The organism is Streptomyces capparidis (assembly GCF_054782095.1).
Map to the genome: position 1 here is coordinate 1 of NZ_BAAGTD010000071.1, position 13,373 is coordinate 13,373.

Annotated in this window: 9 protein-coding genes and 1 pseudogene; 5 read left to right on the forward strand and 5 right to left on the reverse strand. The window is 71.2% G+C overall.

Annotation, left to right across the window (positions count from 1 at the left end; translation table 11 throughout):
• Nucleotides 1-2,191 (forward strand): tetratricopeptide repeat protein (locus ACYVO2_RS34310; RefSeq protein ID WP_461012012.1); only part of this gene is annotated, 2,191 nt, incomplete at its 5' end.
• Nucleotides 2,192-2,396: 205 nt separating this feature from the next.
• Here the strand turns inward: ACYVO2_RS34310 and ACYVO2_RS34315 are convergent.
• Nucleotides 2,397-3,161 carry an SDR family oxidoreductase gene (locus tag ACYVO2_RS34315; protein WP_461012013.1) on the reverse strand — a complete coding sequence of 255 codons (765 nt, stop codon included), beginning with the start codon at nt 3,159-3,161 and terminating at the stop codon, nt 2,397-2,399.
• A gap of 190 nt (nt 3,162-3,351) precedes the next feature.
• Between ACYVO2_RS34315 and ACYVO2_RS34320 the strand changes: the two genes are divergently transcribed.
• Nucleotides 3,352-4,224, forward strand: coding sequence for a helix-turn-helix transcriptional regulator (locus ACYVO2_RS34320; RefSeq protein WP_461012014.1), 873 nt, complete (start codon nt 3,352-3,354; stop codon nt 4,222-4,224).
• Between the two features lie 259 nt (nt 4,225-4,483).
• Here ACYVO2_RS34320 and ACYVO2_RS34325 read toward each other — a convergent pair whose 3' ends face one another.
• The 4 genes from ACYVO2_RS34325 to ACYVO2_RS34340 form a co-directional block, all read right to left on the reverse strand.
• On the reverse strand, nt 4,484-5,560 hold the full coding sequence (locus ACYVO2_RS34325) for a hypothetical protein (protein WP_461012015.1): 1,077 nt from the start codon (nt 5,558-5,560) through the stop codon (nt 4,484-4,486).
• Between the two features lie 281 nt (nt 5,561-5,841).
• On the reverse strand, nt 5,842-6,363 hold the full coding sequence (locus ACYVO2_RS34330; RefSeq protein ID WP_461012016.1) for a DoxX family protein: 522 nt from the start codon (nt 6,361-6,363) through the stop codon (nt 5,842-5,844).
• A 138-nt stretch (nt 6,364-6,501) separates the two neighbouring features.
• Nucleotides 6,502-7,158 (reverse strand): lytic polysaccharide monooxygenase, encoded by a 657-nt coding sequence (locus ACYVO2_RS34335; protein ID WP_461012017.1) that lies wholly within the window; start codon nt 7,156-7,158, stop codon nt 6,502-6,504.
• A 198-nt stretch (nt 7,159-7,356) separates the two neighbouring features.
• A complete protein-coding gene (locus tag ACYVO2_RS34340) occupies nt 7,357-9,720 on the reverse strand; it encodes a family 49 glycosyl hydrolase (RefSeq protein ID WP_461012018.1) in 2,364 nt (787 codons plus the stop codon).
• 615 nt (nt 9,721-10,335) lie between these two features.
• On the opposite strand from ACYVO2_RS34340, the gene ACYVO2_RS34345 reads away from it, so the two are divergent.
• From ACYVO2_RS34345 to ACYVO2_RS34355, 3 genes and pseudogenes are all read left to right on the forward strand, one after another.
• Complete coding sequence (locus tag ACYVO2_RS34345) at nt 10,336-11,517, forward strand: ROK family protein (RefSeq protein WP_461012019.1); 1,182 nt, start codon at nt 10,336-10,338, stop codon at nt 11,515-11,517.
• A 153-nt stretch (nt 11,518-11,670) separates the two neighbouring features.
• Nucleotides 11,671-13,055: pseudogene (locus ACYVO2_RS34350) on the forward strand (alpha-glucosidase); the annotation flags it as partial.
• A 48-nt stretch (nt 13,056-13,103) separates the two neighbouring features.
• A complete protein-coding gene (locus ACYVO2_RS34355) occupies nt 13,104-13,361 on the forward strand; it encodes an alpha-glucosidase C-terminal domain-containing protein (protein WP_461012038.1) in 258 nt (85 codons plus the stop codon).
• Nucleotides 13,362-13,373: the final 12 nt, after the last annotated feature.

Genomic DNA, 13,373 nt, shown 5'->3' on the forward strand with positions numbered 1-13,373 from the left:
CACCCTGCCGGAACACCGCGTCCTCACCCCCACCGTCGGCACCGAACTGCCCGCGGCGGTGGAGACCATCGAACGCACCGGCGTGAAGTGCGTGGTGTGGCTCGATGACTTGGAGGAGTATCTGGGCCCCGGGGCCCTGGAGCTCGGGTCGCTGGCCGAGTTGACGAGGCTGCGGGTGCCGGTGCTGGCCACCATGCGCAGCAGTCAGTACGAGGTCTTCGCGCCGCGTTACGAGCAGGGGGCCCGGGAGCCGGGGTGCCGGGGGCAGGTCGCGGTCGGCGCGGCCCGGGTTCTGGCCCGCAGCGATCCCCTGGAGCTGGACCGTCTGTGGAGCCAGGAGGAGGTGGCGCGGGCACGGCACAGCCGTGATGGGCGGATCGTGGCCGCGGCGGAGCACCACCGGCTGTTCGGGATCGCCGAGTACTTGGCGGCTGGGCCCGCGCTGTGGCAGGAGTGGCAGCGAGCCTGGAGGGCCGGGGGTCATCCGCGTGGTGCGGCGCTGGTCTCGGCCGCGGTGGAGCTGGCCCGGACGGGCCTGCGTCCGCCGTATGCCACCGGGTCCGTCGTGGAGTTGCACGAGCTTCATCTGGCGTCCGCGGGTGGGGCTCTGCTGCGTCCGGAACCGCTCGACGAGGCCTTGGGTTGGGCGTCGCGGCCGCGCTACGGCGTGACGAGCCTGCTGCTGCCGGCGGGTGAGGGGTTGTGGGGTGTCTTCGACTACCTGGTGGATCAAGCGACCGCTCCAGTGTGCGAGCAGGCGTGGGAAACAGCTCTGCGCGCCGCCACCGACGACCGCGACCGCTTCACCGTCGGCCTGCGGGCCTACCGGCTCGGGGCCCGGCACGTCGCCGAGGCGGCGTGGCGTCCAGCGGCGGAAGGGGGAGACATCGAGGCGGTCGGCGCCCTCGGTGCCCTGCTGGCGGAGAGCGGGTCGGGGCGGGAGGCCGAGGCGCTGCTGCGCCGCGCGGCGAAGGCGGGGGACGTGGAGTCCGTGTACAACCTCGCCGTGCTGCTCGCCTCGGACGGGCATCGCGAGGAGGCCTCGGAGCTGTATCGCGCGGCCGTGAGGGCGGGGCACGCCAGGGCCGCGAACAACCTGGGTCTGCTGCTTGTCGAGGACGGGCACGTCCGCGCGGCCGAGGCGGCCTTCCGGCTCGCGCTCGGCGCCGGCGTCCTCCAGGCGGCGAACAACCTGGCGGGCGTACTCCAGGACGCAGGGCGTCTTGAGGAGGCCGAGCGGTACTACCGCGACGCCGCCGACGCCGGGTACCCGCAGGCCGCCCACAACCTCGGAGTCCTCCACTACAGGTCCGGACGTGTCAGCGAGGCTGAGAGCGCGTTCGGGCAGGCCGTGGAGGAGGGCTTTCCGGACGCCGCGCACTTCCTCGGACTGCTGCTCGCCGAGGCCGGACGCGGCCCGGAGGCGGAGCGGGCGTATCGTCACGCGGCCGACGCCGGGAACGTCGAGGCCGCCTACAACCTGGGCGTGCTGCTCGACGAGAGCGGGCGCGCGGGAGAAGCCGAGCCGCGCTACCGCGCCGCCGCGGACGCCGGGCATGTGGATGCCGCCAACAACCTGGGCTGCCTCCTGGCGAAGGCCGGCCGGGACGACGAGGCCGCGGCGTACTTCCGTGTCGCCGCGCGGGCCGGGCACACGGACGCGATGGTCAGCCTGGGTGTCCTGCTGCATGCGGCCGGACGCCCGGAGGAGGCGGCAGCGCGGTGGCGCGCCGCCGCGGGGGCCGGGCACACGGTGGCCGCCTACAACCTTGGTGTGCTGCTCACCGCGGCCGGACATGACCGGGAAGCCGAGGAGCTGTTCCGGACAGCGGCCGCCGCGGGTCACGTGGACGCGTCGTACAACCTCGGGCTTGTGCTCGTGCGCACCGGGCGCAGGCAACAGGCGGTGCCTTTCCTCCGCGCGGCCGCGGACGCCGGGGACCTCCAGGCAGCCGTCACGCTGGGGCTCCTCCTGGTCCGCCTGCGGCGTCGGCAGGACGCCGCGGAGGTCCTTCGGGCGGCGGGCGGCGAAGTGGGATACCGCGCGGGTACGGCACTCGCCGAGGCGGGCGACATCGAGTCGGCGCAGTGGATGCTCGAGGTCGCGGCGGGAGGCGGGCACGCCAGGGCCACCGCCGCCTTGGCACGACTGGAGGACGGCGTCCGGTCTGCCGACGACACCGGCGAGTGACCGGATCCCGCCATCCGGACCCGGGAGCCGGGGCCGACCTGTCCGGCGCACCCCCGCGTCGCTCGGCGCGCACAGGGACCGGGCGCGCCCCCCCACGCACGCCACCCCGCTCGGCCGGGCGGCGGGGTTCGTGTCCAGGAGGACGCATGGCCGCGCTTGACGGCCCCGGGCTGAGCGAGGAGGCCGCCGATCGGCGGGAAGGGTGTCAGCCTTGGCGGCGGCCGGGGAGCATGGCCAAGGCCTGGGAGCGCTGTGCGACGAGGTCGTCGTAGGTGCCGTCACGCTCGGCCCAGCGGTGCACCAGGACGCCCTTCACGAGGATTTCGTGAGGGGTGGGGTCCTGCGAGAGCAGGTGCACGACCTCGGTGGCGAAGCCGTCGAGCGGCAGCGCGTGCGGGTTCACCTGCTCCTGTCCCGCCGTGGCGACGGCCGGGGGGACGAGTTCGACGACGCCGACACCGGTGCCGTCGAGCTGCGCGCGCAGCGCCTCGGAGTAGGCGTGCACCGCGGCCTTCGACGCGGCGTAGCTGGGCATGGGCGGGAATGGCAGGAAGGCGATGCCGGAGGTGACGGTGATGAAGGTGCCGGCACCCCGTCGGACCAGGTGCGGGGTGAAGGCGTCGATGACCCGGATCGTGCCGAGCAGGTTGGTGTCGATCGTCGTCGCTGCCGCCTCGAAGTGCGCGGGGTCGCGCAGGTCCTCCAGGAGCATGACACCCGACATCGTCACCACCGTGTCCAGCTCGGGGTACCGGGCGAGCACGGCGTCACGGGCGGACGCGACGGAGGAACTGTCGGTGACGTCGACGCCGAACGCGCCGAAGCCTTCCTCGGCGAGTTCCGAGAGTGCCTCGGGGCTGCGGCCGCCAACGGCCACGGTGCTGCCCGCCGCAGCGAACCGCCGGGCCAGCTCCCGCCCGATACCCGAGGTTCCGCCGACGATGAGAACGGTGCGGTCGGAGAGGTCCACGAGATCTTCCCTTCGGTGCGAGGCGTCGCCGGCGTTCAGGCCCGGCGGCGCAGACAGTGGTGCTCTCTGTCTCTTCGGGAACAGTGCTGTCGCAGTCTTGACGGCATCCGCCGGGCGTGGCAGGGCCCCCGCGTTGCCTGGTCCTGCCAGGGCCCCCGCTGGGATGCGCGCACCGCATTACGGTGTCGGCATGAAGGACGAGGAACCCGCCAACCGGCTCGGCGAATACCTTCGTGCCCGGCGTGAGCTGGTCTCCCCGGCGCAGGCAGGGCTCCCGCCCGGCGGCAACCGCCGCGTCCCCGGCCTGCGCCGTGAGGAAGTCGCCCTGCTCGCCGGGATCAGTCCCGACTACTACCTGCGCCTGGAACGGGGCCGGGACAAGAACCCCTCGCCGCAAGTCCTCGAATCCCTCGCGCGTGTCCTGAGGCTCGACGACGTCGAACGGACGTATCTGCTCGGTCTCGCGGCGGCACGCCCCAGGGCGCCGCGCCGCAAGCGGCCCGAGCATGTACCGGCGCGGGTGCACGAGCTGCTCGCCCAGCTTGGGATCCCCGCGTTCGTCGAAGGGCGCGCGTTCGATGTCCTGGCCTCCAACCCCATGGCGGTCGCCCTCTCCCCCCGCCTGCGGCCCGGCCAGAACCGGCTTCGCTCCCTCCTCCTCGATCCCGAGGAACGAGCCTTCCACCAGGACTGGGCCGCAGTCACAGCCGATTTCGTCGCCGCCCTCCGCACCACCATCGGGGACGACACCGGCAACCCCCGGTTCGTCGAACTCGTCGGGGAGCTCGCCCTGTCCAGCCAGCGGTTCCGCAGCCTGTGGGCCCGCCACGACGTCCGCGGGCTCGACGGAGGCACCACCACCGTCCACCACCCCGTCGTCGGGGAACTGCGCCTCCACCGCGACAAACTCCCCATCGACGACGTCATCCTGGTCGTCCACTACGCCGACAGGGACAGCGACAGCGACGAGAAACTGCGGCTTCTCTCCGCGCTCTCGCCCACCGATTCCGCCGGCACAGCACCCGACAGACCGGCGCACGACCCGGGTCCGAGGACACCCTGACGCACCCACGCCGCCCCGGCGGCGCAACCAGCACGCCCGCACACTTCCGCACTGGCCGCACCGCCGGACGTACCTCCTGGCACCGCACCTGGGGAACGTCCGAGGTCGGCGGCCGCGTCCGACTGCGCCCGCTGATCACGGGGCCCGCCCGTTGACGGGACAGCATCTGCGCCGCACGGGACCGGAGCGCCGGGCGGGACGGGCCCTCGGTCCGCCGCCCCGGCGCACCGTGCCGCTCCCCCGCCGTGGGGCGCGCCCGTCAGCCCAGGAACAGGTGCGGGGCCTTGGCGTTGGCGGGGTCCATGACGAGCACCGGGTGGGGCTGGGCGGGCAGTGCCACGGCCGTCGGAGCCTGCGTCGAGGACATCTGCTGTCCGGGCTGGGCCAGTGGGTGGAGCGCGCCCGCGCCCCCGGAGACCACGAAGTGGAAGGACGAGGGGGAGGCGTCGATGTAGGCGAAGACGTGGTTCTCGTGCTGCGGGGTCAGCCGCACGCACTCGAGGTTGGCGACCGAGTGGTTGCCCTGCGCGCCGGGCGGGCCGGTGATGGTCCTCGCGCCGGTGGGCGGCGTTCTGCCGGCGGGAGGGGTGGCGCCGGTGACCACCTGGCCGGAGTACCAGAAGGTTCCGGTGAGGAAGTCGGCGTCGATGGCGTTGCTGATCGACGAGTTGAGGGAGGCGTTCCCGGCGCGCAGGTTCCGCGAGCTGCTGTTGAGGGCGCTCAGCAGGCTCCGGGCCGCGGTCGTCACCGGGGCGCGCTGCGGCCCGCTGGGGCTCTGGACCAGGGCGCCGATGAGGTTCTTGACGATGTCGCGCCGCCGGACCATCTCGGTGTGCTCGGGCGTGCCGGCCGTGAACAGGGCGTCGCAGTTCGCCTCGAAGGCGGTGACGCGGGTCGCCCACGCCGCCTTGCCCCGGCTGTCGAGCAGGAAGTTCAGGTGCTTGGTCAGGTCGTACTCGATCCGTTCGAACGGGATGATGTGGTTGAGGGACTGCTGCTGGGCCGCGGCGTTGGTGGCCATGGTCCTGGCGTCGCCTTCCCAGTCCGGGCGGACGGAGGTGTTGTGCTGGAACTCCAGGATGTTGCCGACGGGGTCGAACTCCAGGTAGACCTGCCGCTGCACGACGTGGGCCGGTCCACGGGCCGGCGCGGGGGTGCCGTGCCGCTGTTCCAGCATCCGCGCCACCGCCGCGTTTCCGCTGGTGCCCTGTAAGGCCGCGACCACCTGGGGCGACATGAACCCGACGGCGGGCTGCGCTGTCGCGGCGGTCTGCTGTGTCGGGTCCGGCGGGCTCTGCCGGCCGGCGCTCTTCTCCGGGTGTTCCTTGGCATGCATGCAGGGACGTCCTCCTCACAGACTTCGCACTCCCCCGCACAGAAGCGGAAGACAGCGGTCCGGGGAAGGTGCGGACGGGCAGCAACGGGTGCACTGGAAGGCGGCTCGGGGGCGGCGGCCCCTGGGACGGTGGAATGGCCTCGCCGGTGCCGATGACCGTTTCGCCGAGGACGAGCACCAGCGGTCCGCCCGCTACCTGCACGAGCCGGCCGTCGTCCGTGACGAGGACGAGACACGCGTGCTCGGGCAACCGTCACTCGACCGTCGTGGCGCGGGGTGCGTCAGCGGGTCAGCTCGTCGGCTGTGACGGCGAGGCACGCGGTGATCAGGACGGCGTTCTTCAGAACGTACTGCCCTTCCAGGGTGGGAACGCCGTTGTGCCACATGTCCTCGGGCAGCAGGACGATCGAGGAGAGGACGCCGGCCATGTGGAGGTAGAGCACGGCGAGGGCGTGTCGCAGGAGGATCCCGGTGAGCAGTGCCAGTCCCAGGCACACCTCCGCGGCTCCCAGCAGCGGCAGCAGGACCTCTGACGGGAGCAGGCCCAGCGTCAGCTTGGACGTCGCCCGGGTGGCGATCTGCTCGGCCGGGCTGGCGGAGGGGAAGAGCTTCAGCGCGCCGAAGCAGAGGAAGACCAGGCCCACGCTGACGCGCAGCGCGGTGAGGCTGTGGGGCTGGTACCGCTCGGCCGCGCGGTGCAGTGCGGCCGCCTGCCGTCGGCGGGATGCGGCCTGCGACGATCCGCGGGCGTCGCCGCCGTGCTGGGGGCGGCTTCGGGCGGGGAACCTACGGGGACGGGCCATCCGGTGCCTCCAGAGCATGACCGGCGGTAGGGACGAGGACCCCGGGATCAACGGGTGGGTGCAGGCCCCGCGAGGAGCGTCGCGGCTTCCTCGCGGGGCCTGCGGTCTAGGGCGCGCAGTGGTGGTGCGCCGGTGGGCTCAGCCGAAGTTGACGTCGCTGCACAGGAAGTACTTCTGGTCCATGTGCGACGCCTTCCAGACGGTCACCACGACGTGGCGTCCGCTGTATCCCGACGTGTTGACGTCCGTGGTGTAGTGCGGCTGGGAGGGGTAGCGGCCGGTCCTCTGCACCAGGTCGAGGTCGTTCCAGCCGATGAGCTGGGTCTGGGGGTCGAAGCCCTGCTTGGTGACGTAGATCTCCAGCCAGTCCGCGCCGTGCCGGGCCTCGTCGTAGAGGTCGACGGTGAAGCTGGAGCTGACGTTGCTGGTGATCCACGGGCCGGGGCGGTCGAGCGCGCCGTAGTTGGTCTCGCCCTGGCCGCCGGCGCTGCAAATCCGGCCGTCGGGGATGACCTGCTTGTAGTTGTCCCCGGTGTTGTTGGCGTAGACGGCCTTCCACGCGGTGATGGCGTTGGGGTTCTCGTGGTACGTGCGGTAGCACATGGGGTCCTGGGCCTCGTTCGGCTCGCTGGAGCCCCAGCGCTCCAGGCAGCCGTAGTTGCGGGTCTCGGGGGCGATGACCGTGCCGTGCGCGGAGGCCGTCGGCGCCTGGGTGAGCAGGCACAGCAGGCCGGCGGACAGTGCTGCGGCGCCCAGCGCGGTGCGGCGGGACGCGCGTGCGGGTACGCGGTTCATGGTGTTCTTCCTCCGTGTGTCGGGGAACGACCGGCCTGTCGCGCCGGCCTGTGAAGTGCCTTGGACGGGGTTCGGCCGAGGGTTCAGCCGCTGTGGGGGTCGCTCACCTCCCCTCGTGCGGGGCTGTCGGTGACTGTGGGGCGCCTGAGCAGCGCGGGAAGTGACCAGTCGCCGGGGCCGGCGACCGCCCGCGTGGGCTCAGAGGGTGGTGGTCCACTTCTGGCTGGACCACGTGCCGCAGTCCCACAGGTGCAGTCGGGCGCCGTCGGCCGAGCTCTGGCCTTCGACATCCAGGCAGCGGCCGGACTTGAGGTTCTTCAGGGTGCCGTCGGACTGGAAGGCCCACTTCTGGCTGTCCCAGCCGCCGCAGTCCCACAGGTGCGCGTCGGTGCCGTTGGCGGTGCCGCCGCCGACCACGTCGAGGCACTTGCCGCCGGACTTCATCTGCTGCCCGTCGAGCGTCCAGGTCATCGAGGGGACGTCGGCGCAGGACCACTGCTGGACGGCGGTGCCGTTGGCCGTGCCGCCGCCGGCGCGGTCGACGCACTTGCCGCTCGCGCCGTTGACGATCCGGCCCGAGGACGGGCCCGGCCCGGGGCCGGTCCCGCCCGGACCCCACGCGTTCCAGTTGTCCCAGTTCTCGCTGTCGAAGCCGAGCCGGCCGAGCTTGGTCGCGGACCAGTTGTCACCGGACTTCTGGACGACCGTGCCGCCGACGGTGTAGTTCTCCAGCTTGAGGCCGCGGCTCTGGCTGGTCTCGTTGCCGAGGGTCACCTTCTGGCCGGCCGCGTTGCTGTGCCGCTTGAGCAGGCTGACCTGGGAGCCGGCGTCCAGTTCGTTCCAGCCGCCGATGCTGAGGTTCTTCACGTGGATGTTCTCGGTGCTGGACAGGGCGAAGACGCGGATCGCGCAGTTCGTCATGCCTTCGACGGTGATGTTCTCGAAGGTCATGTTCTTCACCCACTGGTTGGGGTCGGCCTTGGTGGTCGATCCCATGTCCTCCCAGTGGGAGGAGGAGTTGAGGATGCAGGTGTTGTACTTGACGTCCTTCCAGTACATGCGGTTGTGGATGACGTGGGTGTTGGTCACCCGGACGTTGTCGATGCTGCGCGGTGTCCAGCCCCACTGGATCACGGGCCCGTTCTCGTTCTTCCAGACGACGGTGTTATCGATGCTGACGTCGCTGTGGTACATCTTCAGCACGTCGTCGTTGGCGTTGAAGAACGTGTTCTTCATGGTGCTGCCGCGGTAGAGCTCGATGCCGTCGGTCTGCCAGTACCAGGAGCCGACCTGCTTGTAGTTGTCGACCCGCATGCTGAACGTCTGCTCGTCGCCGTAGACCACGAAGGAGTGGTACGGCGGCTCGTTGATGGTGACGCCCTGAAGGTCGAGGTGCTGCTGCCGGCCCTGCGCCGACGCGAACTGGAGCATCTTCACGCAGGTGGAGTGGCAGTTGGACGCGCCGCTGAGGTGGTCGTAGTTGTTGGCGGTGTCGGCCTCGTAGACGTACTGCTCACCGGAGAGGACCCCGTAGCCGGTCACCTTGTACAGTCCCTGGCTGTCGTCGGGGAACCGGATGGCGCCCTTCACGTAGGCGCCGGGGGCCAGGTAGACCCATTTGACCTGCTTGGGCAGCAGGGCGTGGTATTTCGAGGTCATGTAGTAGGTGCCGGGGCGGAAGTAGACGATCTCCTGGCTGATCGTGTTCAGGTTGGTGACCTGGCCCTGGGACGGGTAGTGGATGCTCCCCGAGTCCGCGGTGGGGATCAGCCTGTCCTGCTCGGCGCCGGTCGGCGTCGGCTCGGCGAAGATCATCATGGAGTTGCGGGGCTCGGTGTGGATGGCCCGGTGGCCGCTGCCCGCGCTCGTGGTGAGCTTCCCGGCGTCGTTCGCCGGGCCGGACATGTCGTTGTACGCCGTGTACAACTGCGGGTCGAACTCGACCGAGAACCGGTGACCCTGGGCGCTGTAGGGCACCTTGACGCGGACGGTCGAGCTGTTGACGAGCTCCTTGGCGAAGGAGAGGCTGCTGGGCTTGATCTTGACCTGGTCGGCCGAGGAGATGGTCTGACCGGTGCGCAGTGAGACGTCGACCCACACGTCGGTGGAGTACTGGAAGGACGACCAGCTCATGGTGAGGTTCGCGGAGGACGAGAACTCGGCGCCGTCCTCCTTGGTGTAGCCGATCTTCCCCTTGCCGCTGCGGGGGATGCTCATGTAGGCGAACGAGTCGTACTTCGTGGTCGGCGCGGCCGCGGTGGCGACCTTCACGTCGTAGAAGGACGACCGCCGTACCTTGTCGTTCGCCGTGGGGCTGGTGGTGTTGAACTCGTGGTTGTCGTGCCACCAGGTCCGTAGCTGCGCGGTGTCCGCGGTGGTCGCCTCGGCCCTCGCGGCGGTGGCGGCCCTCGCGGCGGCGGCCCGTGCATCGGCGGCCGCGCGGGGCTGCGCGGGGGCGGCGAACGCCGAGGTGAGGGGCGCAAGGAGGGAAGCCAGGGCCAGGGCCAGGCCGACGGCGATCGCCGCCAGCCGTTCCGGGCCTCGCGGTCTTGCTGTGAGCATGGTGATGTCCTCTCCCTGGTGAATGGGGGGCAGGGCGAAGGCCCCTGGGTGCCCCGGCGGGGTGACGCGCCCGACGGGCGGGCGTGCCGCGTGCCCACGCTCCGGGGCACCGGCCGTTCGGACTCTCGGGCGCATCCGCGACCCCGGACTCATGGACGGCGACGGGGCAGTGGCGGGTGCGGGGCGACCGCCGCGCCGCGGCGGCGGCCCCAGCGGTCTGCGGTCCCGGACAACGTCCCCACATTTCTTCCCCGTGTCAATGAAATGAGCAGGATTCGTTGGCACGCAGAGCCCGAACGGCAGGAAGGGCGCGGAATGTAGCTCGCATATCAGGCATATAGGGCACACACTGATGCGATCACGGTTGCGTAACGCGATGTTTTCTTTCTTGACGCACGAAAAAGCGGGGGGACACACTCACGTCATACGCAGTCGGCCGGCGAAGCGCCGGCGGCGACGTGGGAGGCGCCATGACGATGTCCGGATCCCTCACGGCAGCCGGTCCGCCCCCTGGGGCAGCCGGCACCGGTCGCGTCGGGTTCGATGGGTTCGACCAGCTCCACCACACCTGACCGGTCACCGCTCCACCGATCACAGTTCCAGGAGGCACACGTGATGAGCCCGGCCAAGATCCGGTTCTCTGAGCTTGTCAGTGAGCAGACCCGCGCGGAGATCTTCGCGACGGTGCTCACCGTGGGCCCCATCTCGCGCACCCAGCTCGCCCAGCGCCTCGGTCTGGCGCCGTCCAGCGTGACCCGGATGCTGCCCCCGCTCCTGGAGCACGGCTATCTGCACGAGAGCGACACCGCCCCGCAGGGCAGGGGCCGCCCGCAGAAGATGCTGCACGTCAATCCGGACAAGCACCTGGTCGTCGGCATGAAGATCGGCCCCGCGCAGGTCTCCGGCGTGGTCACCGACATGGCGGCCAACGTCCTGGCCCGCGCCGAGGAGCCGATCGCCGACCGCACCCCCGAGACCGCCCTGTCCGCCGCCGCCGCCCTGACCGGAAGGCTCCTCTCGGAGGCGCCCGGGGCGGCGGACAGGGTGCTGGGCCTCGGCGTCGGAGTCAGCGGCCATGTCGACTCCGACGCCGGGATCTGCCGGTGGTCGGCCCTGCTGAACTGGAACAAGGTCGACGTGGCAGGCCCCCTGCACGAGGCGACCGGGCTGCGGGTGGTGGTGAACAACGACGTCAACACCCTGGTCGTGGCCGAGCGCTGGTTCGGGGCGGGCCGCGACGTGGACTCCTTCGCCGTGGTCACCGTCGGCCCCGGCATCGGCTGCGGCCTCCTCCTGGACGGCGCTCTGTTCTCCGGCGCCACCGGGCTGGCCGGCGAGCTCGGTCACCTGCCCCTGGACCCCGGGGGGCCCATGTGCAGTTGCGGCCGCCGCGGCTGTCTGGAGGCCCTCGCCGGAGACCGGGCCGTCCTGCGGCACCTGCGGGACGCCGGTGTGCCCTGCGACACGATCGCCGAGGCGATCGACCTGGCCCGCGCCGCGGAAGGCTCGTCGTGGGCCGTCGCCCGGTCCGCGTTCGCCGAGGCGGGAACCGCCCTGGGGCGAGGGCTTGCCGGCATGTGCAACCTTCTGAACCTCGAGAAGATCATCATCGCCGGGGAGGGCACGGTCGCCCATGACCTCTTCGGCCCGGCCATGACCACGGCCCTGGAGGCGCACGCCTTCTCCACGGCCGCCCGCGACTGCGACATCCACGTCGATCCCGTGCGCCACGACCTGTGGGCACGAGGAGCGGCGTGCCTGGTCATCCGCGACGCGGTGGGCGCCGCCATCTCCTGACTCCGGCACCGCGACCGGGCGTCGGGCGGCCCGCCCACGCCCGCACACCGTCACACCCCCAAGCCATCACACCAAGTGACCACGTACTCACGATGAGGTTCTGACGTGCCCGTGAACGAAGCCGGCCCCGCCGACTCCTGGTGGAGCGACGCGGTGGTCTACCAGATCTACCCGCGCAGTTTCGCCGACTCCAACGCGGACGGCATCGGCGATCTGCAAGGGATCACCGAGCGCCTCGACTACCTCTCCCAGCTCGGTGTGGACGTGCTGTGGCTCTCCCCGGTCCACCCGTCCCCGCACGACGACAACGGCTACGACATCAGCGACTACCAGGACATCGACCCGCTCTTCGGCACCCTCGCCGACTTCGACCGGCTCCTGGCGTCCGTGCACGAGCGCGGCATGAAGCTCGTCCTGGACCTGGTGGTCAACCACACCTCCGACGAGCACCCCTGGTTCACGGACTCCCGCGACGGCGGGCCGAACGGGCCGCGGCGCGACTGGTACATCTGGCGCCCGCCCCGCGACGGCATGCGGCCCGGTTCCCCGGGCGCCGAGCCCAACAACTGGGAGTCGTGGTTCTCCGGTCCCGCCTGGACCTACGACGAGGCGTCCGGCGAGTACTACCTGCACACCTTCTCCCGCAAGCAGCCGGACCTGAACTGGGACAACCCCGAGGTCCGCCGGGCCGTCCACCGCATGATGCGCTGGTGGCTCGACCGCGGCGTCGACGGCTTCCGCATGGACGTCATCAACCTCATCTCCAAGGACCCCGCCCTGCCCGACGGGATCGTCCCCGAAGGCGGCCGCTACGGCGACGGCACCCCCCACTACGTCTGCGGGCCCCGTATCCACGACTATCTCGCCGAGATGCACCGGGAGGTCCTCGCCGGCCATCCGCGCCGTCTGCTCACCGTCGGCGAGATGCCCGGGGTCACCGTCGAACAGGCCAGGCTGTTCACCGACCCCGCCCGCCGCGAACTCGACATGGTCTTCAGTTCGAGCACGTCGGCCTCGACCAGGGGCCCGGCGGCAAGTTCGACGTGCGCCCCCTGAGGCTGACCGACCTCAAGGCCAGCCTCGGCCGCTGGCAGACCGGACTCGGCGACACCGGCTGGAACAGCCTGTACTGGAACAACCACGACCAGCCCCGCGCGGTCTCCCGCTTCGGTGACGACAGCCCCGCCCATCGCGACCGCTCCGCCAAGCTGCTGGCCACCGTCCTCCACCTGCACCGCGGCACGCCGTACGTCTACCAGGGCGAGGAACTGGGCATGGCCAACGCCCCGTTCGCCACCATCGACGACTTCCGCGACATCGAGTCGCTCAACCACTACCGCGAGCAGACCGCCCTGGGCGCCGATCCCGAGGAGGTCCTGGACGGACTGCGCCGCCGCAGCCGCGACAACGGCCGCACCCCCATGCAGTGGGACGCCACCGGGCACGCCGGCTTCACCGCCGGCACGCCCTGGATCGCGGTCAACCCCGACCACACCACCGTCAACGCCAAGGCCCAGCTCGCCGACCCCGACTCGGTCTTCCACCACTACCGCCGGCTGATCGCCCTGCGGCACACCGAACCCGCCATCACCCACGGCGACTTCCGCATGCTCCACCCGGACCACGAGCAGCTCTACGCCTTCATCCGGCACGACCCCGCGTCGGGCTCCGAGCTGCTGGTCCTGGCCAACTTCGGCGGATCCGACCTCACGGCCGACCTGCCCGAAGGCTGGGAGGGAAGCGAGACGCTCATCGCGAACGTCCCCGCGCCCGCGCCGCTCACGACCCGGCACACGCTCCAGCCGTGGGAAGCCCGGGTCCACCGCCGTCGCCGCACCTCCTGAGCACCCTCACCG

What these genes read in the sequence shown, in the direction of transcription:
- ACYVO2_RS34340 (WP_461012018.1), bottom strand. Translation starts at nt 9,720, where the DNA reads ATGCTCACAGCAAGACCGCGAGGCCCGGAACGGCTGGCGGCGATCGCC.
- ACYVO2_RS34320 (WP_461012014.1), top strand. Translation starts at nt 3,352, where the DNA reads ATGAAGGACGAGGAACCCGCCAACCGGCTCGGCGAATACCTTCGTGCC.
- ACYVO2_RS34325 (WP_461012015.1), bottom strand. Translation starts at nt 5,560, where the DNA reads ATGCATGCCAAGGAACACCCGGAGAAGAGCGCCGGCCGGCAGAGCCCG.
- ACYVO2_RS34330 (WP_461012016.1), bottom strand. Translation starts at nt 6,363, where the DNA reads ATGGCCCGTCCCCGTAGGTTCCCCGCCCGAAGCCGCCCCCAGCACGGC.
- ACYVO2_RS34335 (WP_461012017.1), bottom strand. Translation starts at nt 7,158, where the DNA reads ATGAACCGCGTACCCGCACGCGCGTCCCGCCGCACCGCGCTGGGCGCC.
- ACYVO2_RS34345 (WP_461012019.1), top strand. Translation starts at nt 10,336, where the DNA reads ATGAGCCCGGCCAAGATCCGGTTCTCTGAGCTTGTCAGTGAGCAGACC.